Raw genomic sequence first — 21,659 nt, forward strand, 5'->3', positions numbered from 1 at the left:
TGACGCGCCAAGGGGCCCTGCGCACGATGACCGAGGCGGACCGGATCCCGGTGATCCATCCGGAAGGCGGGTAGAAGTGACCTCAGCCGTCGCGGCCCCGGCACGCCGGCGGGCCGATCACGGAGCCTGGTTCCTGGTCCTGCCGGCGCTCGTCCCGATCCTCCTCCTCAGCGTCGGCCCGCTGCTCTACGGCATCGCCCTCGCCTTCACCGACGCGCAGTCCGGCCGCACCGCCGCCGCCCAGTGGACCGGCGTGCTCAACTTCCAGGACCTGCTGCACGACCGGCTGTTCTGGGAGTCCTTCCGGATCGGCCTGCTCTGGGCGGTCGGCGTCACCGTGCCGCAGTTCCTGCTGGGCCTCGGCCTCGCCCTCCTGCTCAACCAGAACCTCCGCTTCCGCTGGCTGGCGCGGTCCCTCGCGATCATCCCGTGGGCCATGCCCGAGGTGGTCGTCGCCATCATGTGGCGCCTCGTCTACCACCCCGACGCGGGCGTCCTGAACGAGACCCTGTCCGGCCTCGGCCTCGGCGGCGACACCGACTGGCTCAGCGGGCTCGCCACCGCGCTCCCCGCCGTGATCCTCGTCGGCGTCTGGGCGGGTATGCCGCAGACCACCGTGACCCTGCTCGCCGGGCTCCAGAACACCCCGCACGAACTCCACGAGGCGGCCGCCCTCGACGGGGCGGGTGCCTGGCGCCGCTTCCGGGCCGTGACCTGGCCCGCGCTCAGGCCCGTCGCGCTGTCCGTCTCCGCGCTGAACCTCATCTGGAACTTCAACGCGTTCGCCCTGGTCTACGTCCTCACGGGCGGCGGGCCCGGCGGCCGCACCCGCCTGCCGATGCTCTTCGCCTACGAAGAGGCCTTCCGCTACGGCCAGTTCGGATACGCCGCCGCGATGGGCTGTGTGATGGTCGCCGTGATCTCCGTACTGCTCGCCGGGTACCTGGCCGGACGGCTGAAAGGAGACGACGCCCGATGACCTCCCGGATCCACGGCACCCGCCGCACCGGGCGTGCGGGCCGCACCCCCCGCACCCCCCGCACCCCCCGCGCCGGCCGCGCCGGGCGGGGCGCCCGTACCCGCCGCGCCGGCCGCACCCCCCGTACCCGCCGCGCCGGGCGGGCCGCCCAGTACGCCGCGCTCGCCGCGTACCTCGTCTTCCTCGGCTTCCCGCTCCTGTGGCTGCTCTCCACCGCCTTCAAGCCCCCGCGCGAGCTCGGCAGCCTGCACCCCACCTGGCTGCCCGAGGACCCGACCCTCGACAACTTCCGCCAGGCCTTCGAGGAGCAGCCCCTGCTGCACGCCGCCCTCAACAGCCTGACCGCCGCGCTGTGCGCCGCCGTGATCGCCGTCGTGCTCGCCACCCCGACGGCCTTCGTGCTGGCCCGCCGCCGGGGCAGGCTCGCCACCGCCGCCACCGGGTGGGTCGTGGTCAGCCAGGCCTTCCCGTTCGTGCTCGTGATCATCCCGCTGTTCCTGGTGCTCAAGAACCTCCGCCTGATCAACTCGATGCCGGGCCTGATCCTCGTCTACGTCGTCTGGTCGCTGCCGTTCGCCCTGTGGATGCTGGTCGGATACGTCCGGGCCGTGCCGCCCGAGCTGGAGGAGGCGGCGGCGATGGACGGGGCCGGGCGGCTGCGCACCCTCGTCTCCGTGGTCGCGCCCCTGCTGGCCCCCGGGATCGTCGCCACCGCCCTCTTCGCGTTCATCACCGCGTGGAACGAGTTCTTCTTCGCCCTGGTCCTCCTCAAAACCCCGGAGAAGCAGACCTTGCCGGTCGTCCTGACCCACTTCCTCGGCGCCGAGGGGGCCGCCGACCTCGGCCCGCTCGCCGCCGCCGCGTTCCTGGCGACCCTGCCCTCGCTGGTGGTCTTCGCCGTCATCCAGAAGCGCATCACGGGCGGCCTGGCGGCCGGGGCGGTGAAGAGCTGATGACCCCGCCCCGTGCGGTTCGCACCCTCCGCCCGCTCCGGCGCCTGCGCGCCCTCGTGGCCGCTGCCGCCGCCGCGGCCACACTGCTCTCCGGATGCTCCGGCGGCGCGCCCTCCGACGGCGCGGGCCCCGACGGGACCGTCAGGATCCGCTTCCAGTCGCTCGCCTGGCAGAAGGAGTCCGTCGCGGCCAACAAGGCGCTCGTCGCCGAGTGGAACGCCGCCCACCCCGGCATCCGCGTCGAGTACGTGCAGGGCAGCTGGAGCAGCGTCCACGACCAGCTGCTGACCTCCTTCGAGGGCGGCGAGGCCCCCGACGTCATCCACGACGCCTCCGACGACCTGGCCGACTTCGCCTACGGCGGGCACCTCGCCGACCTGCGGCCGCTGCTCTCCGACCGCCTCAAGGCCGACATCCCGGCCCGCAGCTGGGAGACCACCACGCTCGGCGCCGACGGCGGCGTCTACGGGGTGCCCTTCCTCCAGGAACCCCGGGTCCTGATGGCCAACACCGCGCTGCTGCGCGCCTCCGGGGTCCGCGTCCCCACCCCCGAGGCCCCGTGGAGCTGGGAGGAGTTCCGTACGGCCGCGCGGCGGCTCACGACCGACGGGCGGTACGGGATCGCCTGGCCGCTCAAGGACCCGGTCTCCGCCACCCTCAACCTCGGCCTGTCCGCGGGCGGCCGCCTCTTCCACCGCGAGCCGGACGGCAGGGCCGGCATCCGCTGGGCCGAGGGCGACTCCGTCGTGCCCGCCACCATCCGGGCGCAGCTCGACACCGACCGCAGCGCCTCCCGCGCCACTCTCGGCATGGGCGGGTCCGACACCCTCCCCGGCTTCTTCGGCGGCAAGTACGCGATGGTGCCGCTCGGGTTCTCGTACCGCCAGCAGATCGTCCAGCAGGCCCCGCCCGGGTTCGAGTGGCAGGTGCTGCCGCCCCCGGCCGGGGTGGCCGGTCCGGCCCAGGGCGTGAGCCCGCAGACCCTGTCCATCGCGCGCGACAGCCGCCACCCGAAGGAGGCGGCGGCCTTCATCGACTTCCTGCTGAGCCCGCCCAACATGGTCCGCCTCGCGCGCGGCGACTGGATGCTGCCGACGGGTACGAGCGCCCTCGCCGACCCCGCCCTGCGCACCCCGGAGCTCGGCTGGGCCACGGGCGCGGCCCTGGCGGACCGGCTGAGTCCGGCGCCGGCCCCGTCGGTGCGCGGGTACCCGGAGTGGAAGGACAAGGTCGCGACCCCGGCCCTGCAGGAGTACTACAGCGGCGCGATCGGCCTCGCCGAGCTGGAGGAACGCCTGGTCGAGGAGGGGAACCGGGTGCTGGCCCGCTACCAGCGGCAGCCGCCCGGCGGGAAATGAATTGCACGAGACGTCTCGTCTCGTTAGCTTGGATTCATGACCCCAGCCAAGCCGGCCACGCCCGCCACTGCGACCACGCGCGCCACCCCCGCCAAGCCCGCGCACATCGCCATGTTCTCCATCGCCGCCCACGGCCACGTGAACCCGAGCATCGAGGTGATCCGGGAACTCGTCGCCCGCGGCCACCGCGTCAGCTACGCCATCCCCGCCTCCTTCGCCGAGAAAGTCGCGGAGACCGGCGCCACCCCGGTGATCTGGAGCTCCACCCTCCCCACCGAGGAGGAGCCCGAGGCGTGGGGCACCGAACTCATCGACCACCTCGAACCGTTCCTGAAGGACGCCGTCCAGGCGCTGCCCCAGCTCGCCGCCGCCTTCGAGGGCGACGAACCGGACCTGGTCCTCCACGACATCACCTCCTATCCGGCCCGCGTCCTGGCCCACCGCTGGGGCGTCCCCGCCGTCTCCCTCTCCCCGAACCTCGTCGCCTGGACGGGCTACGAGGAGGAGGTCGGCGTCCCGATGACGGCGGACCTGCGCGCCTCCGAGCGCGGCAAGGCGTACTACGCCCGGTTCCGCGCCTGGCTCGACGAGAACGGCATCGACGAGGACTGCGACCGGTTCGTCGGTCGGCCGCGCCGCAGCGTCGTGCTGATCCCGCGCGCCCTCCAGCCGCACGCCGACCGGGTGGACGAGTCCGTGCACAGCTTCGTCGGGGCCTGCCAGGGCGACCGCTCCGCCACCCAGGGCACCTGGAACCGCCCGGCGGCCGCCGCCGGCAAGAAGGTGCTGCTGGTCTCCCTCGGCTCCGCGTTCACCCGGCAGCCCGCCTTCTACCGGGCCTGCGTCGAGGCCTTCGGGGACCTGCCCGACTGGCACGTGGTCCTCCAGATCGGCAAGTTCACCGACGAGGGCGAACTGGGCGAGATCCCCGCCAACGTCGAGGTCCACCGCTGGGTTCCGCAGCTGGACGTCCTGCGCCGGGCCGACGCCTTCATCACCCACGCGGGCGCCGGCGGCAGCCAGGAAGGGCTGGCCACCGGCACCCCGATGGTCGCCGTCCCGCAGGCGGTGGACCAGTTCGGCAACGCCGACATGCTCCAGGGGCTGGGCGTGGCCCGGCACGTCCCGATGGACGAGGCCGATGCCAAGACCCTCCGGGAGGCGGTCCTCGCGCTGGTCGCCGACCCGGAGGTGGCCGCCCGCCTCGCCGTGGTCCGGGCCGGGACGGCCGCCGAGGGCGGCACCCGACGGGCCGCCGACCTCATCGAGGCCGAACTGCCCGCGTTGTCAGTGGCCCGTCCTATCGTTCGCCCATGACGACTCGGAAATTCGCCGCGCTGCTGCGGGGCATCAACGTCGGCGGGAGCAAGAAGGTCCCGATGGCCGATCTGCGCCAGGTCCTGGAAGGCCTCGGACACGGGGACGTCCAGACCTACCTGCAGAGCGGCAACGCCGTCTTCAGTACAACGGAGGCGGAGCCGGACCCCGTGACCCTGGCCCGGGAGCTGGAGGCCGCCATCGAGGCCCGCTTCGGCTTCAAGGTGGCGTGCCTCGTCGTCGACGGCGCCTACCTGCGCGCCGTCGCCGCCGCCTGCCCCTTCCCGGCCGCCGAACTGGAGGGCAAGCAGCTGCACGCCACCTTCCTGTCCGAGCAGCCGGGCGAGGAGCGGTTCGCGGGCATCGACGGGCCCTCGTACCTCCCGGAGGAGTACCGGATCGGCGACCGGGTCCTCTACCTCTACGCGCCGAACGGCATGGGCCGCTCCAAACTGGGCGAGGTCCTGGCCAGACCCGCCCTCCTGAAGGGCATCGACGCCACGACCCGCAACTGGAACACGGTGGTCAAACTGGTCGAACTGACGGAGTGACCGGGCAACGGAGCGACGGGGTGACCGTCCGCCGCCCGGTGCGCTAGCTCCAGTTGATGTCGGCCACGCTCTCCAGCGGCGCCCGGTCCTCCGCTGCCTCCGGCACCACCAGCGTGTCCGCCTGGACCATCGCGGCGGGGAACTTGAGCCCCGTACGCTTCTGGACCTCACCCAGCTTGACCTGGAACACCCGGAACTCGTCCAGCTCCAGGATCTCGGCCAGGACCAGGTTCTGGGTCAGCAGGAACGCCTTGGCCTTGAGGGTGCCCTTCTCGGAGTAGACGAGCACCTTCCAGAACTCGCGCGGTATCGGCACGCCCCGGTACGGGCGGTCGTCCTCGTGGAACACCGGACCGCCGAACACGCTGATCCTCAGGCCCTCGACCTCGACCTCCTCGAAGAGGGCGTTCTCCAGCTCGCCCCAGATGCCCGCCTTCGCGCTCTGGTTGAAGTCGTCCATCTGCGGGGTGATGTTGGTGTAGAAGAACGAGTCCGTGTTGGCCCGGTCCGCCTCGGGCATCGGGCCCCAGACCAGGTCGGCGCGGCGCGCTATGTGACCGCGGTCGAGCCGGTTGGCCTTGTAGATCTCGTTGCCGACCTGGGCTTTGGCCGGCAGCCGCGGGTCCTTCTTGAACTCGATCCCGCTGCGGTCGATCTTCTTGATGGCGCCGCCGTCGATGTTCCAGGCCACCCAGAAGGCGAACCGCCGCTTCCCGCTCAGCGCCAGCGAGAAGTGCGTGTACGGAATGACCTCGGTCCCGGCCAGCTGCACGGCGTCCGCCTTGAGGGCCGCGCCCAGCTGCGGAGTCGCTATCGGCACCGCGAGGAAGCCCGGGTCGTAGCCGGTCACGGCCTCCAACGAGTCGGGAGCCGGCGGCTGGAGGGTGATCTTCAGCTCCTCGAAGACCGCCTGGGGGAAGCAGGCGAGCGCCCGCTCCTCCGGGTCCCCGTCGCTCTCGCCTCCGAAGTGCAGGCCCGCCAGCACGTCGCTCGGCCGGCCGGCCCGGGTCTTGAACAGCCACGCCGAACCGGAGTCACCGGGCGCGCTGATCTCCCCGTCGTCCGCAGGCTTGTTGGGGTCGGGGCCTATCTCGAAGCAGTCGATCTCCCGCACCCCGACCGGCGGCCCGTAGTCGATGCTGACCCGGGCGAAGGGGCGGCTGACCACCCCGTGCGTGACGCCGGTCGTCCGCCCGCTCTTGACGACCTTGTCGTCGATCTGCGGCTCGCCCAGCTGCGCCGGCGTGACACCGAGGTCGAGGATGGCCGTGTCGAACTCGCGGTCCGTGATGCTGGAGACGGCGCAGTCGCCGACCAGCCCGAGGTGGGAGCGCTTGAGGGTGCCCAGCCGGTTCAGGGCGGTGCGGCTGTCGTCGGCCTTGCCGGGCTGGACCACGTCGTCGCCCAGCTCACCCTTGCGGCCGTTCAGGACGTGCCAGTTGCTCAGCAGACAGCTCGACCCGTCGTTCTTGTCGAACACGACGCAGCCGATGGTGCCGGCGGACACCTTGACGTTGCCGACGCTCACACCGGGCCGGACCGGGTCCACGCGCTTTTGCCGGTCCGGTGTCTCCGCCTCGGCGACCACCAGGAAATGCGGCTTGTAGCTGCGCTGGACGACGTCGGTCGGCACCTTCACGCCGCCGCCTATGTCGATGACGGCGGGGATCGGTGCGCTCCTGAGGCCGTTCACGCCCTCCGGCCGCACCTTCTTGTCGACCGTGAACTGAAGGGACAGTTCCTTGCCGCGCTTCCCCTTCGTCTCCTTGTAGCCGATGCCGATCGAGGAGATGTTCGGGTCGGCGAGGTAGCCCGACCCCTGGGCGCGGATGAACTGCTTGAGCGAGGTGATCAGCTTGTCCTGACCGCCCGCGGAGGCGGCGGCCGGGGTGGCTGTGGCAGTGGCGGTGCGCTTCTTGGCAGCCATGGAAGGCTCCCTTCGAGCAATGCGGGCGATTCGAGCAAGGGGTTCTCGGGTGAGGAGCCCCGCCGGAAGATGCCGCCCCCGAGGCCGCCGAATCGACACGGGCAGGCTGGTGCTCCCCGCTCTGTGCGTGCGTTTCCAGCCTACGAGCGAACCCGCGCCGCTGCCTCCGGGAGGCGGGCCCCGCGGTAGTGGACCGCTGAACTACCCGGCGAGCGCGTCGAGCAGGGCGAGTTCCCGCGGCGTGAGGCGGATCGCCGCCGCGTCCAGGTTCTCCGCCAGGTGGACGAGGGACCCCGTCCCCGGAGTGGGGCACAGGACCGGCGAGTGCCGCAGCAGCCAGGCCAGCGCGATCTGCCCCGGCCCCGCCCCGTGCTCGGCGGCCACGGCGGTGACGGCCGCCGCGCTCTCCCGGGTCAGCGCGCCGCTGCCCAGCGGGTAGTACGGGAGGAAGGCGATCCCGCGCTCCTCGCACAGCGCCAGCACCTCGGCGGAGGTCCGCTCCAGCAGGTTGTACGGGTTCTGCACCGAGGCGACCGGGACCGACTCCAGGGCCTGCCGCAGCTGTTCGGCGGTGACGGTGTCCAGGCCGATGTGCCGGATCTTCCCCTCGGCCCGCAACTCGGCCAGCGCGCCCAGCTGTTCGGCCATCGGGACCGCCGGGTCGAAGCGGTGCAGCTGGTAGAGGCCGATGCGGTCCACGCGCAGCCGCCGCAGACTCGCCTCGCACATGGCCCGCAACCGCTCCGGGCGCCCGTCGACGTGCCACTGGTCGGGGCCGGTGCGGACCACGCCGCCCTTGGTGGCGATCACGAGCCCGTCGGCGTACGGGTACAGGGCCTCCGCGATCAGCTCTTCCGCCAGGTGGGGGCCGTAGTTGTCGGCCGTGTCGATGAGGGTGACCCCGCGCGCCACCGCCTCGCGCAGCAGCGCCCGCGCTTCGGGCCGACCGCCGCGCGGGCCCCAGTAGCCGGGGCCGACCAGTCCACCCGTACCGAGTCCGAGCCGCCGCACGGGCAGGTCCCCACCGATGTCGAACCCCGAATCCGCCATGGCCCGACGGTAACGCACCGGGCGGGATGTGCCAGGCTCGGGGCATGCGTTACATCATCATCGGCGCCGGGGCGATCGGCGCGACCATCGGCGGGCGGCTCGCGGAATCGGGCCGGGAGGTCGTCCTCGTCGCGCGCGGCGCGCACGCGGAGGCCTTGCGGGCGGACGGGCTGCGGCTCACGACGGCGGACGGGGAGCGGGTGCACCGGCTGCCGGTGGCCGGCGGCCCCGCGGAACTGGGCGAACTGCGGCCTGACGACGTGCTGCTGCTGGCCGTCAAGACCCAGGACGCGATCGCCGCGCTCGACGCGTGGGGCGACGCCGAGGTCGCGGGCGGCGGCACGGCGGCGCAGCGGCTGCCCGTGCTGTGCGCGCAGAACGGGGTGGAGAGCGAACGCCTCGCCCTGCGGCGCTTCGCCCGGGTGTACGGGGTCTGCGTCTGGCTGCCGTCCACGTTCCTGGAGCCGGGGGTCGTCTCGGCGCTGTGCGCTCCGCTGACGGGCATCCTGCACCTCGGCCGCGCGGCCGGCGGGAGTGACGCGACGGCGCGGCGGGTCGCGGCCGACCTGGAGAAGTCCGGGTTCGAGGCGCCGGTCGTCGAGGACGTGATGCGGTGGAAGCACGCGAAGCTGCTGGGCAACCTCGGCAACGCGATCCAGGCGACGACCGGGCCCGAGCCGGACCCGGCCAAGGGCGCGCTGCTGCTCCGCGCGATCCGCGAGGCGAAGGCGGCGTTCGACGCCGCCGGGATCGCGTACGCCTCGGAGGCCGAGCAGTCGGCCGCGCGCGACGGCAAGGTCGAACAGCCACCGGGAGTACGCGGCGGCTCCTCCTGGCAGTCCCTGCGCCGGGGCACCGGCTCGATCGAGGCGGACTACCTCAACGGCGAGATCGCGCTGCTGGGCCGGTTGCACGGGGTGGCGACCCCGGTGAACGACACCCTCCGCCACGCGGCGAACATCTTCGCCCGCGAAGGCCTCCCGCCGGGCGCGATGAGCATCGACGACCTGACGGCCCTGGCCGACGAAGCGGCGGCCAGGGCCTAGGCCTGGCGTCAGAACGTGCGGTCGCTGCGCCAGGTCGCCTGGCTGGACGGGTTGTTCATGTCGAAGGTGGTGCCGGAGAGTCGGCGGTCCGGGCCGAGGGAGCCCGTGTAGCGGCCCTTGGGTCCGTGGTTCCACTGGACGACGAAGAAGATCTTCTCCCCGTCGACGGAGCCTTCCTGCAGGGTCCCCACGGTGTTTCCGGACGACGTGGATCCGTAGAGGTGCCCGTTGCCGTCCTGGCGCAGGTCCACCCGCACGGTGGCGTTGCTCTGGTAGATGGTCCAGACCCCACTGGCGTTGAATGCCGCCACCCGGGCCTCCCGCACCGCACTCGGCGCGCCGGAGACGGCGGCGTTCGCGGGGGCGGTCAGGCCCGCCCCCGCGACGGACAGGATCAGGGCGGCGACGGACGTGGAGAGGAGCTTGCGCGTACGGCGTGAAACGGACATGAGCCCTCCAGGGGCGGCCAGAACGATCGATTCCGTTGCGTCATGCACGGAACCTCGCGGCTGGACTACCCGTGATCCACGACTCCGAGCCCTGGATTCACCCGAACGAGAATCAGGCCGCGGCGAGGAGCGGCACACCGAGCGAGGCCGCGTCGAAGCGGCGCAGCAGCAGGCGGGCCAGTTCCGGGGCCGCGCCCAGGACGTCGGCCACGATGTCCGCGCCGCCGGCCGCCGCGCCCGCCGCGATGCGGTCCGGCAGCCGTCCCGGTGCGATGACGTACGGGGCCACCGCGATCCGCCGGACCCCCTCGGCGCGCAGCGCCCGTACGGCATCCTCCGTGCGGGGCAGGGAAGCGGAGGCGAACGCAGGCCGCACGGCGCACCAACCGGTGTGCCGCCACTCCCGCGCGATTTCAGCGATCACTGCGATCGCCTCCGGGTCTGTGGAACCGGCGGACGCGAGCACCACACCGGTGGTGGCGCGGTCCGCCGGGACGAGGCCGGCCTCGGACAGCCGGCGCTCAAGGGCCGAGACGAGCAGCGGGGACGGCCCGAGGACCTCGGCCACCCGCACCGCGAGTCCCGGGTGCCGGACCGTCGCCTCGGACAGCGCCGCCGGGATGTCGGCCTTCGCGTGGAAGGCCCGGGTCAGCAGCAGCGGCAGGGCGACGACGTCGCGGACCCCGTCGGCGTACAGGGCGGCGAGCACCTGGTCGACGCGCGGCGCGTTGAAGTCCAGGTACGCGGTCTCCACGCGCAGCCCCGGCCGCAGCGCCCGCACGCGCCGGGTGAGGGCGTGCACGGTCGCCGCGTGCCGCGGGTCGCGGCTGCCGTGGGCGATGACGAGCAGGGCGGGTGCGCTGTACACGGGACTCAGCTCTTGACCAGCAGGCCGCGGCTGCGCAGGACCCGGCGTTCGAGGGGGCTGAAGATGAGGAGGTCGATGGCGATGCCGACGACCAGGATGAGGATGATCGCGAGGAACACGCCGGGCAGGTCGATGTTGTTGCGGCCGTTTTCCAGGAGCTGGCCGAGGCCGAGGCCGAGGTCGGGGGAGGAGGCGATGATCTCGGCGGCCATGAGGGAGCGCCAGGAGAAGGCCCAGCCCTGCTTGAGGCCGGCGAGGTAGCCGGGGAGGGCGGCGGGCATGACGATGTGGCGGGCGCCGCGCAGTCCGGTGGCGCCCAGGGTGCGGCCGGCGCGGAGGTGGAGGGGTGGGATCTGGTCGATGCCGGAGACGAGGCCGTTGGCGATGGAGGGGACCGCGCCGAGCAGGATGACGGTGTACATCATGGCGTCGTTGAGGCCGAACCAGAGGACGGCGGGGGGTACCCAGGCGACGGAGGGCAGGGATTGCAGGCCTTGCAGGATGGGGCCGATCGCGGCGCGGACGAATTTGACGCGGGCGACGATCAGGCCGAGGGGGGTGCCGATGGCGAGGGCGAGGAGGAAGCCGAGCAGGCCGCGCGAGACGCTGGTCCAGACGACGTCCAGCAGGGTGCCCTTGACCCACATGTCGGCGAGGCTCGCCCATACTGCGGACAGGGCGGGGAGTTTCGTCTCGTCGGTGACGTTGGCGGTGACGAGGATCTGCCACACGAGCAGGACGAGGGTGACGGCGAGGAGGGGCGGGAGGGCCTTTTTGAGGAGGACCTCGCGCAGGGGGGTGCGGTGGGTGGTGACCGCGTCGAGGGCGTCGAGGCCGGCTTCGAGGCCGGCGAGGTCCTCGTGCCTGCCGTCGGCCTTGGGGGTGGTGTCAGTGCTGGCCATGGCGGCGGATCTCCCCACGCAGGTGTTCGGTGATCTCAAGGGACAGCTCGGCGACGTCGGCGTCCTCGATGCGGCGGGGCTGGGGGATGTCCACGCTCCATTGCTTGGCGATCCGGCCGGGGCGGGAGGAGAGCAGGACCACGCGCTGGGCCAGGCGCACGGCCTCGCGCACGTTGTGGGTGACGAACAGGACGGAGAGCCCGTTCTCGGCCCAGATGCGGGTGAGTTCGCCGTGCAGGACGTCGCGGGTGATGGCGTCCAGGGCCGCGAAGGGCTCGTCCATCAGCAGGAGCCGGCTGTCCTGGGCGAGCGCGCGGGCCAGGGCCACGCGCTGGCGCATGCCGCCGGACAGCTCGTGCACCCGCTTGCCGTAGGCGCCGCCGAGCCGGACCAGCTCCAGCAGCCGTTCGGCCTCCGCCTTGCGTTCGCTCTTGGCCACCTTGCGCAGGCGCAGGGCGAGTTCGATGTTCTTGCCCGCGGTGAGCCAGGGGAAGAGGGCGTGTTCCTGGAACATCAGGGCCGGGCGGCCGCCGGGCGTCTCGATGGCGCCGGCGGACGGCTTGTCGAGGCCGGCGACCAGGTTGAGCAGGGTGGACTTGCCGCACCCCGAGGCCCCCAGGATGGTGACGAACTCGCCGGGAGCGACATCGAGGCTGATGTCGTCCAGGACGAGCTGCGATCCGGCCGGGCCGGAGAAGGACTTCGAGACGTGCTCGATCCGCGCGGCGTGCGTCAGCTGCGCTACGGGGCCCTCGGCGGCCTTGGCGAGCGTGGTGGCCATGGTCGTCACCTCCTGGGGTTGCTGGACTGCGGACTTACTTGGCGCCGAGACCGGCGTCGGAGACCTCGGGCTTGCCCGCGGCCTTGAGCACCTTGTTCAGGAGCGTCAGGTCGTAGATCCCGGCGAGTTCGGGCTGCTCGATGAGCTTGGCCTTGACGGCCCACTCGGACTGGGTCTTCAGCGTCGCGGCGAGCGGGTCGTCGGTGATCGCGATGCTCGGCCAGGCCGGGTCGATGACCTTGGCGTCGAGTTCCTTGCCGCTGAGGGTCTTGAGCGCCGCGTTCGCCGAGGCCTTGGCCTTGTCCGGGTTCGCGTTGATCCACTCGTTGGTCTTCACCGTGCCGCTCAGCACGGCCTCCACGACGTCGGGGTGCTCCTTGAGGAACTTCTGCGACACGATGACGTTGGTGATGACGAACTTCTTGTCGGGCCACAGGTCGGTCTCGTCGAGGAGGACCTTGCCGCCGTCGGAGACGAGCTTGGAGGCGGTGGGCTCGGGCACCCAGGCGCCGTCGATGGAGCCCTGCTTGAAGGCGTCCGGGGTGACCTTGTTGTCCGTGCGGACGACGGAGACGTCACCCTTGCCGGACTCCGGGTCGACCTTCCAGCCCTTCTCGGAGATCCAGTTGAGGAACGCGACGTCCTGGGTGTTCCCCTTCTGCGGGGTGGCGATCTTCTTGCCCTTGACGTCGTCCAGGGTCTTGATCTTGTCCGGGTTCACGACGAGCTTGACGCCGCCGGAGGCGGACCCGGAGACGATCCGCAGGTTGGAGCCCTTGGACTTCACGTAGCCGTTGATCGAGGGCGAGGGGCCGATGAAACCGATGTCGAGAGAGCCCCCGTTGAGGGCCTCGATCTCGGACGGGCCGGCGTTGAACGTCTGCGCCTTGATCGCGGTGGAGCCCAGCTCCTTGGCGATGAGGCCCTCCTGGATACCGACCAGCGCGGTCGCGTGCGTCAGGTTCGGGAAGTACCCGATACGCACCTCGGAGGCGGACAGCTTCTTGCCGCCGGCGGAGGCGGCGGCCGGCTTCGTGTCGTCCTGCTTCGCCTCCGAGCCGTAGCCGCACGAGGCGAGCGCGCCGATCAGCAGCGGAACGGCGGCAGCGGCGGCGAGACCGCGGTGTGCGGACTTGCGGGTGTTGCTGTTGGCAGGCACGGAGGGCTTCCTCTCGTAGCGTCAGCTCATGACGCGTGTCGTCTGTCTTCGTCTGTGGAGCGAGGGCGGGTACGGCTCGTGGGGGGTGCGGGCGCGCGGGCAGTGCGCGTACGTCATCGCGCACATCGCGCAACCCCTCCCTGGCCGCTGCCGAGGGCGCCGCTGCCTACGCGGCCGCCCTCCTTCGCGAAGGTGGAGTAGATGTCGGAGGGCATGGGTTAGAAGTCCCACCCTTCTTCGTCCGCCGGGGTGACCGTCCGCGCCTGGGAGGCGAAGGACTCGCCCGCCATGCCGGCCGCCAGGGTGGTGCCGTCGGCGGGGTCGATCAGCAGGAAGGACCCGGTACGGCGCGAGTCGGCATACGCGTCGAGCGCGAGCGGCTCGGCGGTACGGACGACCACGCGGCCGATGTCGTTGGCCACCAGCTGCCCGGGGTCCGGGTGCTGGGACAGGTCGTCCAGGGTCAGCCGCGAGGGGATCTCCTTGACGATCGCCTTGACCGTGCGCGTCGTGTGCTTGAGCAGCACCCGGGCGCCCACGGCGAGCGGCTGGTCCGCCACGTGGCAGACCGTCGCGACGACGTCCTGCGTGGTGGCCGGCGGGTTCGACGACGGTGCGATCAGGTCGCCGCGCGAGATGTCGATGTCGTCCGCCAGCCGCAGCGTCACCGACTGCGGGGCCCAGGCGATGTCCACGCTCTCGCCGAGCGCGTCGATCCCCTCGATCACCGAGGTACGGCCCGAGGGAAGCACGGTGACGGCCTCGCCGACGCGCAGCACGCCGGAGGCGATCTGGCCCGCGTAGCCGCGGTAGTCGGGGTGCTCGGCGGTCTGCGGACGGATCACGTACTGCACCGGGAAACGCGCCGGGCAGGCGGTGAGGTCGTGGCTGACCGGGACCGTCTCCAGGTGCTCCAGCACCGTCGGGCCGCCGTACCAGTCCATGTGCGCGGACGGCTCGACCACGTTGTCCCCGGCCAGGGCCGAGATCGGGATCGCGGTGATCTCCGGGACGCCCAGGTCCGAGGCGTACGCGGTGAACTCCTCGGCGATCTTCGCGAAGACCGCCTCCTCGTAGCCCACCAGGTCCATCTTGTTGACGGCCAGCACCACGTGCGGCACCCGCAGCAGCGCGGCGACGGCGGCGTGCCGGCGGGTCTGCTCGATCACGCCGTTGCGGGCGTCGACGAGGACCACGGCCAGGTCGGCGGTGGAGGCGCCGGTGACCATGTTGCGGGTGTACTGCACGTGCCCCGGGGTGTCCGCGAGGATGAACCGGCGGCGCGCGGTGGCGAAGTAGCGGTACGCGACGTCGATGGTGATGCCCTGCTCCCGCTCGGCGCGCAGGCCGTCGGTGAGCAGCGCCAGGTCGGGGGTGTCCTGGCCGCGCTGGGCCGACACCGCCTCGACGGCCTCCAGCTGGTCCGTCAGGACCGACTTGGAGTCGTGCAGCAGGCGCCCGACCAGGGTGGACTTGCCGTCGTCGACGGAACCGGCGGTCGCGAAGCGCAGCAGCGTGGTCGCCGACAGGTCGGCGAACTGCTCGGTGGTGCTCGTCATGTCTAGAAGTACCCTTCGCGCTTGCGGTCTTCCATCGCGGCCTCGGACATCTTGTCGTCGGCACGCGTCGCGCCCCGCTCGGTGAGCCGGGAGGCGGCGATCTCGGTGATCACTGCGTCCAGCGTGGCCGCGTCGGAGTCGACGGCGCCGGTGCAGGACATGTCTCCCACGGTGCGGTAGCGGATCAGACGAGTCTCACTCGTCTCGCCCTCGTTCGGACCGCCCCACTCGCCCGCCGTCAGCCACATCCCGTTGCGCTGGAATACCTCGCGCTCGTGGGCGAAGTAGATCTCCGGGAGCTCGATGCCCTCGCGGGCGATGTACTGCCAGACGTCCAGCTCGGTCCAGTTGGAGAGCGGGAAGACGCGCACGTGCTCGCCCGGCGCGTGGCGGCCGTTGTAGAGCTGCCACAGCTCGGGGCGCTGGCGGCGCGGGTCCCACTGGGAGAACTCGTCGCGCAGGGAGAAGACGCGCTCCTTGGCGCGGGCCTTCTCCTCGTCGCGGCGGCCGCCGCCGAAGACGGCGTCGAACCTGAGCTGCTGGATCGCCTCCGTGAGGGGGACGGTCTGCAGCGGGTTGCGGACGCCGTCCGGGCGCTCGCGGAGCTTGCCGGCGTCGATGTACTCCTGGACGGAGGCCACGTGCAGACGCAGGTTGTGCTTCGCCACGGCCCGGTCGCGGTAGTCGAGGACCTCGGGGAAGTTGTGCCCGGTGTCGACGTGCAGCAGCGTGAAAGGCACCGGAGCCGGCGCGAACGCCTTCAGCGCCAGGTGCAGCATGACGATGGAGTCCTTGCCGCCGGAGAACAGGATCACCGGCTTCTCGAACTCGCCCGCCACCTCGCGGAAGATGTGCACGGCCTCCGATTCGAGGGCGTCGAGGTGCGACAGAGCGTAGGGCGCGTCCGTCCCTTCGTGGACGTGTGCGACGGTGGCGGTCATGCCAGACCCCTCTCGGTGAGCAGTGCGTGCAGGGCCGAGGCCGACTCCTGAACGGACTGCGTGTGCGACTCGATACGCAGGTCCGGGGACTCCGGCGCCTCGTACGGGTCGTCGACCCCGGTCAGACCGGAGATCTCGCCCGCCGCCTGCTTGGCGTACAGGCCCTTCACGTCACGCTCCGAGCACACCTCGACCGGGGTGGCCACGTGGACCTCCAGGTACGCGGTGCCCTCGGCGGCATGCCGCTTGCGGACGGCCTCGCGGCTGTCCGCGAACGGCGCGATGACCGGCACCAGCGCCTTGACGCCGTTGCTCGCGAGCAGTTCGGCGACGAAGCCGATCCGCTGCACATTGGTGTGCCGGTCCTCCCGGCTGAAGCCCAGGCCGGCGGAGAGGAACTCGCGGATCTCGTCGCCGTCGAGGACCTCCACGCGGTGGCCCTCGGCGCGCAGCCGCTCGGCCAGCGCGTAGGCGATGGTGGTCTTGCCCGCGCTCGGCAGCCCGGTCAGCCACACGGTGGCGCCCTGGTCGCTCACGCTCATCGTTTTCGTCTCCGTCGGGTCGGTGAGGGTCGGTGCTTCGGGATCGGTCATCAGCCGTGCAGTCCGCACTCGGTCTTCGCGCGCCCGGCCCACCGGCCGGCCCGTGCGTCCTCGCCCTCCGCCACGCGGCGGGTGCAGGGCGCGCAGCCGACGGAGGCGTAACCGTCCATCAGCAGCGGGTTGGTGAGGACGCCGTGCTCGGTGACGTACGCGTCCACGTCGTCCTGCGTCCAGCGGGCGATCGGCGAGATCTTGACCTTCTGCCGCTTCTCGTCCCAGCCGACCACCGGGGTGTTCGCCCGGGTCGGGGACTCGTCGCGGCGCAGACCCGTCGCCCACGCCTCGTACGCGCTCAGGCCCTCCTCCAGCGGCTTGACCTTGCGCAGCGCGCAGCACAGGTCGGGGTCGCGGTCGTGCAGCTTCGGGCCGTACTGAGCGTCCTGCTCGGCCACCGACTGGCGCGGGGTGAGGGTGATGACGTTGACGTCCATCACGGCCTCGACCGCGTCACGGGTGCCGATGGTCTCCTCGAAGTGGTAGCCCGTGTCGAGGAAGACCACGTCGACGCCGGGGAAGACGCGGGAGGCCAGGTGGGCGACGACCGCGTCCTCCATGGAGGAGGTCACGGCGAACTTGCCGCCGAACGTGTCGGCCGCCCAGCGCAGGATCTCCAGCGCGGAGGCGTCCTCCAGCTCCCGGCCCGCCCGCTCGGCCAGTTCCTTGAGGTCGCGTCCTTCGAGACCGGGCGTCCGCACTGCCTGACTCGTCGTCATATCTCTTCCCCTCCAGCGGCATTGGACTGAACACCCCGGGACAGCAGCCCGAGGTACTTCAGCTGGAAGGCTCGGTTGCAGGCCCTGCATTCCCAGGCGCCGTGACCCGTCTCGTTCGGGAACAGGTCCTCGTCACCGCAGTACGGGCAGTAGAAGGGGGCCGCGCGCTCGCTCACGAGAGGTCCTCGTCCTTCGCACGGGTCACCCAGGCGGCGAAGCGCTCGCCGTCGCCGCGCTGCTCCTGGAAGCGCGTGACGACCCGCTCGACGTAGTCGGGCAGACCGGCCGAGGTGACCTTGAGGCCGCGGACCTTGCGGCCGAAGCCGGCCTCCAGGCCGAGCGCGCCGCCCAGGTGGACCTGGTAGCCCTCGACCTGGTTGCCGTCGTCGTCCAGGACCAGCTGGCCCTTGAGGCCGATGTCCGCGACCTGGATGCGGGCGCAGGCGTTCGGGCAGCCGTTGATGTTGATGGTGAGCGGCTCGGCGAACTCCGGCAGGCGGCGCTCCAGCTCGTCGATCAGCGAGGCGCCGCGCGCCTTCGTCTCGACGATGGCCAGCTTGCAGAACTCGATGCCGGTGCAGGCCATCGTGCCGCGGCGGAACGGGGACGGCTTGACCCGCAGGTCCAGCGCCTCCAGGGCCTCCACGACGGAGTCGACCTTGTCCGCCTCGATGTCGAGGACGATCATCTTCTGCTCGGCGGTGGTGCGCAGCCGGCCGGAGCCGTGCTGCTCGGCGACGTCCGCGATCTTCGTCAGGGTCGCGCCGTCGACGCGGCCGACGCGGGGCGCGAAGCCGACGTAGAAGCGGCCGTCCTGCTGCTGGTGCACGCCGACGTGGTCGCGCCACTGGCCGCTGGGCTGCTCGGGCGCGGGGCCGTCGGTCAGCTTGCGCTTCAGGTACTCGTCCTCCAGCACCTGGCGGAACTTGGCCGGGCCCCAGTCCGCGACGAGGAACTTCAGGCGGGCGCGGGTGCGCAGGCGGCGGTAGCCGTAGTCGCGGAAGATCGAGATGACGCCCTCGTAGACGTCGGGAACCTCGTCGAGCGAGACCCAGGTGCCCAGGCGCACGCCGAGCTTGGGGTTGGTGGAGAGCCCGCCGCCGACCCAGACGTCGAAGCCGGGGCCGTGCTCGGGGTGGTTCACGCCGACGAAGGCGATGTCGTTGATCTCGTGCGCCACGTCGAGCAGCGGCGAGCCGGAGACCGCGGACTTGAACTTGCGGGGCAGGTTGGAGAAGTCCGGGTTGCCCACGATGCGGCGGTAGATCTCCTCGATGGCGGGCGTGCCGTCGATGATCTCGTCCCGGGCGATGCCGGCGACGGGCGAGCCGAGGATCACGCGGGGCGTGTCACCGCATGCCTCGGTGGTCGAGAGGCCGACGGCCTCCAGACGGCGCCAGATCTCCGGGACGTCCTCGATGCGGATCCAGTGGTACTGGACGTTCTGGCGGTCGGTGAGGTCCGCCGTGCCGCGCGCGAACTCCTCGGAGATCTCGCCGATGACGCGGAGCTGCTCGGTGGTCAGCCGGCCGCCGTCGATGCGGACGCGCAGCATGAAGTACTTGTCGTCCAGCTCCTCCGGCTCCAGGATCGCGGTCTTGCCGCCGTCGATCCCGGGCTTGCGCTGGGTGTAGAGGCCCCACCAGCGCATGCGGCCGCGCAGGTCGTTGGGGTCGATCGAGTCGAAGCCCGTCTTGGAGTAGATCGTCTCAATGCGTGTCCGCACGTTGAGACCGTCGTCGTCCTTCTTGAACTGCTCGTTGCCGTTGAGGGGGGTGTGGTGTCCGACGGCCCACTGGCCCTCGCCGCGGTGACGGCCGGGCTTACGGCGCGCGGCGGCGGGCGTTTCGGGGGTGGCGGCCATGGCGGTACATCCTTCTTCGGCGGCTCGGGGCAAGGGCGGGGGGAGCGGCGGCGAGTGCCCCCGTGATCGGTCCTGCCGCTGAGCAGGTGTGGCGGATCGCCGCCCATTGCCGGTGTTTCCGGTGGTCAGGGCGGTGTTCGGCCTTCAGGGGACTTGCGGGTACTTCGGGTGACCGACGAGTCCGCAGCGGCGGGGACTACGTCGATGTGCGGCGTTGGCTGGTTCCGTCAGCTCGCCGGACAGATGGCGCTGGACATGCGGCCGAGGTCGACGTGCCGCCGACTCACCAAGGCAATTCCAGCTCCATTCATGGCGGAAGCGTGTCATGTGCCGATTGGAGGAGTCCACTACTGTCCACAATCCGGACGAACTCGTCCCGGATCGTGGGACCGCGTGACGGGGGTCACGCGGCGAAGGGGCGCAATCCGGCCGCTGTCGGCCCGTTCGCGCCGACCGGGCGCCGACGCGACCCCGGCCGCATCGGGCCCCTCCCGCCAGCGCCTCTCCAGGGCGTTGCCCGGGGCGCGGCGGCGATTGCGGCTTGGCCGTCCGGGTCAGGGGTGCCGGGCAGGGCGGCGGGGGGTGTGGTGCTCATGCGCCTCGCCTCGTTCGGCGGGGCTCCGGCATGCGGACCGCGGGCCCGCGCCGTCCCGCGGCCACGCCGCACACGCACCACCCCGCGGCGGCGGGGCCGGCCGTGCGCGGTGCGTCACGCGCCCGGCCAGGGGCCCGGGGTGGGGGTGGATTCCTTTTCTTCCGTTTCCGTCTTGAAGACCTTGAAGCCGCGGCGGAGGTAGTTGTCCATCGCCGTCGGGCCGTCCTGGCTGCAGGTGTGGACCCAGACGCGGCGGGTCGGCTCCAGCCGCGGCCAGCGGGTGGCCAGGTCCCAGGCGCGGGCGACGCCCACCGACAGCAGGTGGCCGCCGATGCGGCGGCCGCGGAACTCCGGCAGCAGGCCGAAGTACATGATCTCGACGACGCCGTCCGGCTGCGGGTCGAGCTCCACGTAGCCCGCCGGGGTGCCGCGGTCGTACGCGACCCACGTCTCCACGCCGGGCCGCCCCAGCTGCTCCACCCACTGCGCGCGCGTCAGCGACAGCCGGTCCGTCCAGTGGATGTCCCCGCCCACCGACGCGTACAGGAAGCGGCTGAACTCGGGGGACGGGACCTCCGCCCGGGCGATGTGGATCTCCGGTCCGGGCGTGACGGCCGGGACCAGGTCCCGCACGGAGGTCATGTCCAGGGACCACGTGGTCAGGGTGACGGTGCTCATGCACGCCAGGGAATCACATCCCCCGGTCAGCGCCGGGCGGGCCCCCACGGCCCCGGGCGGCCGCCCAGGCGGGCCCTGGCAACCGCCGGGGCCGTCGAGTGCGGGAGCAGCTCGGCCGGGTCCTGCGGGCGGATCAGCTCCACCTCCACGTCCTCCGCGAAGCGGTACGGCCGGTGGGTCAGCACCCCCGCCAGGTGCCGGCGTACCCGCGACAGCTCCGCGCGGACCGTCACCGTACGCGTGGGGTCCCCGAAGAGCTCCGCCGACAGCTGCGCCGCGGAGCGCCCGCGCGGCGACTCCGCCAGCAGGAACAGCAGCTCCGCGTGGCGCGGGCTCAGCTCCTGCGACCAGCTGCCCGCGGCCCCGTACACCGCCACCGACCAGGACCGGGGCCGGCTGAGGTCCAGTACGACACGGCTCGCCGGCGCGTCCGTACGGGACTCCGTCACCCGCAGCAGCCAGCCCCCCGGCAGCGCCTCCACCACGCAGTCCCCGAGCTGCGGCACCCACACCCGGCCCGGCCCGAAGCGCTTGGGGAGCGGGTAGCGCTCCTGCGGCGCCAGCCCCGTCACCGCGGCCGTCCAGCCGTTCGCGTCCACCGCCAGCGCCCGCCCGGCCAGCCGGGCCAGCATCGGGGCCGCCACCGCGCGCAGCCGCTCCAGCGACTCCAGGTGCCGCACCCGCAGCTCCCGCTCCGCGAGCCGGGCCACCGAGCTCACCCACGCCAGCGTCGCCGGGTGCATGGTGGCCAGCGGCCCGCTGACGTCCACCACCCCCAGCAGCCGACCGTCGCGCGGGTCCCGCAGCGGGGCCCCCGCGCACGTCCAGTCGTGGTGGCTGGAGACGAAGTGCTCCGCCGAGAACACCTGCACCGGCCGCCGGGCCACCAGCGCGGTCCCCACGCCGTTCGTGCCGACCACGGCCTCGTCCCAGTCGGCGCCCACCGCGAACCCCAGCCGGTCCGCCTTCCGCAGGATCGAGGAGTGCCCCTCCCGCCACAGCAGCCGCCCGTCCGCGTCGGCGACGACCATGATGTGCAGGGCCCCGTCCAGCGCGGGCAGCAGCCCTTCGCGCAGCACCGGCAGCAGCTCCCGCAGCGGCGAGAGCCGGCGCCGCTCCTCCGTCTCGGCGGCGGACAGCATCCGCGAGCGCGCGTCCCGGTCCGGGTGCACCCCGCCGGCCAGCATCCGGCGCCAGGATTCCGCGATCTCCGGGCGCGGGGAGGCCGGGGGACGGTTCCCGGCCAGCGCGGCGGCCCTTACTCCCTTGAGCAGACGCGTGGCCTCCCGCGCGTCCATGGCCGAAATGCGCGCCACGTCGATCGTGCTGACTGCGGTGTCGCCCACCGGAACCTCCCCGTGTGAAAC

Annotated in this window: 22 protein-coding genes; 6 read left to right on the forward strand and 16 right to left on the reverse strand. The window is 72.2% G+C overall.

Features of this window, described 5'->3' with window-relative positions; translation table 11 throughout:
- Window positions 1-76: 76 nt before the first annotated feature.
- Genes OG982_RS24070 through OG982_RS24090 form a run of 5 tightly spaced genes read left to right on the forward strand, consistent with a single transcriptional unit; the run spans window position 77 to window position 5,158 of the window.
- On the forward strand, window positions 77-979 hold the full coding sequence (locus tag OG982_RS24070) for a carbohydrate ABC transporter permease (RefSeq protein ID WP_266783429.1): 903 nt from the start codon (window positions 77-79) through the stop codon (window positions 977-979).
- Window positions 976-1,932 (forward strand): carbohydrate ABC transporter permease, encoded by a 957-nt coding sequence (locus OG982_RS24075; RefSeq protein WP_266949239.1) that lies wholly within the window; start codon window positions 976-978, stop codon window positions 1,930-1,932. Before OG982_RS24070 ends, OG982_RS24075 begins: the two co-directional genes overlap by 4 nt.
- Window positions 1,932-3,290: an ABC transporter substrate-binding protein gene (locus OG982_RS24080; protein ID WP_266783425.1), complete on the forward strand. Its 1,359-nt coding sequence runs from the start codon at window positions 1,932-1,934 to the stop codon at window positions 3,288-3,290. Before OG982_RS24075 ends, OG982_RS24080 begins: the two co-directional genes overlap by 1 nt.
- A gap of 36 nt (window positions 3,291-3,326) precedes the next feature.
- Window positions 3,327-4,607: a macrolide-inactivating glycosyltransferase gene (mgt, locus tag OG982_RS24085; protein ID WP_266949240.1), complete on the forward strand. Its 1,281-nt coding sequence runs from the start codon at window positions 3,327-3,329 to the stop codon at window positions 4,605-4,607.
- Window positions 4,604-5,158, forward strand: coding sequence for a DUF1697 domain-containing protein (locus OG982_RS24090; protein WP_266783421.1), 555 nt, complete (start codon window positions 4,604-4,606; stop codon window positions 5,156-5,158). The genes mgt and OG982_RS24090 overlap by 4 nt, the downstream gene beginning before the upstream one ends.
- Before the next feature lie 43 nt (window positions 5,159-5,201).
- On the opposite strand, the gene OG982_RS24095 is transcribed toward OG982_RS24090, so the two are convergent.
- Window positions 5,202-7,085, reverse strand: coding sequence for a DNA/RNA non-specific endonuclease (locus OG982_RS24095; RefSeq protein ID WP_266783419.1), 1,884 nt, complete (start codon window positions 7,083-7,085; stop codon window positions 5,202-5,204).
- Window positions 7,086-7,286: 201 nt separating this feature from the next.
- Window positions 7,287-8,135: an aldo/keto reductase gene (locus OG982_RS24100; RefSeq protein WP_266783417.1), complete on the reverse strand. Its 849-nt coding sequence runs from the start codon at window positions 8,133-8,135 to the stop codon at window positions 7,287-7,289.
- A 44-nt stretch (window positions 8,136-8,179) separates the two neighbouring features.
- Between OG982_RS24100 and OG982_RS24105 the strand changes: the two genes are divergently transcribed.
- Complete coding sequence (locus OG982_RS24105; RefSeq protein ID WP_266949241.1) at window positions 8,180-9,181, forward strand: ketopantoate reductase family protein; 1,002 nt, start codon at window positions 8,180-8,182, stop codon at window positions 9,179-9,181.
- An 8-nt stretch (window positions 9,182-9,189) separates the two neighbouring features.
- Here OG982_RS24105 and OG982_RS24110 read toward each other — a convergent pair whose 3' ends face one another.
- The 14 genes from OG982_RS24110 to OG982_RS24170 form a co-directional block, all read right to left on the reverse strand.
- Entirely contained in the window at window positions 9,190-9,630 is a 441-nt protein-coding gene (locus OG982_RS24110; RefSeq protein ID WP_266783413.1) for a hypothetical protein, read from the reverse strand.
- A 112-nt stretch (window positions 9,631-9,742) separates the two neighbouring features.
- Window positions 9,743-10,498, reverse strand: coding sequence for a sirohydrochlorin chelatase (locus OG982_RS24115; RefSeq protein ID WP_266783411.1), 756 nt, complete (start codon window positions 10,496-10,498; stop codon window positions 9,743-9,745).
- 5 nt (window positions 10,499-10,503) lie between these two features.
- Entirely contained in the window at window positions 10,504-11,400 is an 897-nt protein-coding gene (locus OG982_RS24120) for an ABC transporter permease (RefSeq protein WP_266949243.1), read from the reverse strand.
- Window positions 11,387-12,181: an ABC transporter ATP-binding protein gene (locus tag OG982_RS24125; RefSeq protein ID WP_266783407.1), complete on the reverse strand. Its 795-nt coding sequence runs from the start codon at window positions 12,179-12,181 to the stop codon at window positions 11,387-11,389. Before OG982_RS24125 ends, OG982_RS24120 begins: the two co-directional genes overlap by 14 nt.
- Window positions 12,182-12,215: 34 nt before the next feature.
- Window positions 12,216-13,340 (reverse strand): aliphatic sulfonate ABC transporter substrate-binding protein, encoded by a 1,125-nt coding sequence (locus OG982_RS24130; RefSeq protein WP_266783405.1) that lies wholly within the window; start codon window positions 13,338-13,340, stop codon window positions 12,216-12,218.
- A gap of 218 nt (window positions 13,341-13,558) precedes the next feature.
- Window positions 13,559-14,899, reverse strand: coding sequence for a sulfate adenylyltransferase subunit 1 (locus tag OG982_RS24135; protein WP_266783403.1), 1,341 nt, complete (start codon window positions 14,897-14,899; stop codon window positions 13,559-13,561).
- Between the two features lie 2 nt (window positions 14,900-14,901).
- The gene (gene cysD, locus OG982_RS24140; RefSeq protein ID WP_266783401.1) at window positions 14,902-15,840 is read right to left on the reverse strand and encodes a sulfate adenylyltransferase subunit CysD; all 939 of its coding nucleotides are present in this window, start codon (window positions 15,838-15,840) and stop codon (window positions 14,902-14,904) included.
- A complete protein-coding gene (cysC, locus tag OG982_RS24145) occupies window positions 15,837-16,382 on the reverse strand; it encodes an adenylyl-sulfate kinase (protein WP_266791744.1) in 546 nt (181 codons plus the stop codon). Before cysC ends, cysD begins: the two co-directional genes overlap by 4 nt.
- 50 nt (window positions 16,383-16,432) lie before the next feature.
- On the reverse strand, window positions 16,433-17,155 hold the full coding sequence (locus OG982_RS24150) for a phosphoadenylyl-sulfate reductase (RefSeq protein WP_266783399.1): 723 nt from the start codon (window positions 17,153-17,155) through the stop codon (window positions 16,433-16,435).
- Window positions 17,152-17,331, reverse strand: coding sequence for a hypothetical protein (locus OG982_RS24155; RefSeq protein ID WP_266783397.1), 180 nt, complete (start codon window positions 17,329-17,331; stop codon window positions 17,152-17,154). Before OG982_RS24155 ends, OG982_RS24150 begins: the two co-directional genes overlap by 4 nt.
- The gene (locus tag OG982_RS24160) at window positions 17,328-19,019 is read right to left on the reverse strand and encodes a nitrite/sulfite reductase (protein WP_266783396.1); all 1,692 of its coding nucleotides are present in this window, start codon (window positions 19,017-19,019) and stop codon (window positions 17,328-17,330) included. Before OG982_RS24160 ends, OG982_RS24155 begins: the two co-directional genes overlap by 4 nt.
- A 227-nt stretch (window positions 19,020-19,246) precedes the next feature.
- Window positions 19,247-19,330 carry a putative leader peptide gene (locus OG982_RS31005; protein WP_309550570.1) on the reverse strand — a complete coding sequence of 28 codons (84 nt, stop codon included), beginning with the start codon at window positions 19,328-19,330 and terminating at the stop codon, window positions 19,247-19,249.
- Window positions 19,331-19,728: 398 nt separating this feature from the next.
- Complete coding sequence (locus tag OG982_RS24165) at window positions 19,729-20,292, reverse strand: GNAT family N-acetyltransferase (protein WP_266783395.1); 564 nt, start codon at window positions 20,290-20,292, stop codon at window positions 19,729-19,731.
- A 26-nt stretch (window positions 20,293-20,318) separates the two neighbouring features.
- On the reverse strand, window positions 20,319-21,590 hold the full coding sequence (locus OG982_RS24170; RefSeq protein ID WP_266791742.1) for a GAF domain-containing protein: 1,272 nt from the start codon (window positions 21,588-21,590) through the stop codon (window positions 20,319-20,321).
- Window positions 21,591-21,659 lie beyond the last annotated feature (69 nt).

Source organism: Streptomyces sp. NBC_01551 (assembly GCF_026339935.1).
Classification (GTDB): Bacteria; Actinomycetota; Actinomycetes; order Streptomycetales; family Streptomycetaceae; genus Streptomyces.